1 protein-coding gene is annotated in these 274 nt (G+C 41.2%); it reads right to left on the reverse strand.

The genetic code is table 11. From position 1 onward, the window contains the following. Nucleotides 1-274: GMC family oxidoreductase N-terminal domain-containing protein (locus SB679_RS24190; protein WP_410704787.1), on the reverse strand; the 274-nt coding region annotated here is incomplete at both ends.

The raw sequence follows: 274 nt of genomic DNA on the forward strand, positions 1-274 counted from the left end.
CTAAGGTGATTAAGTCCTGCTCCCCAGATGTCTTTATTAAAATCATCGGTTAAGGGATATCCTAATTCTTTGCACGCATCAATTGCACTTATTGAGATTGTATTTGGACGCTTAATCCTGCTTACAAAAAGAGGTCCTTCTCCTCCATGAATGTTGTCTTCACCATCTTCGTGAGTTTCTGATTTTTTAAAATAAGGCAAAACACTTTCCCAGTCCCAGCCCACGCATCCATTATAGGCCCAGTGGTCATAATCCTGCTGATGTCCTCTGATGT

Source organism: Chryseobacterium sp. SIMBA_029, assembly GCF_046535275.1.
Classification (GTDB): domain Bacteria; phylum Bacteroidota; class Bacteroidia; order Flavobacteriales; family Weeksellaceae; genus Chryseobacterium.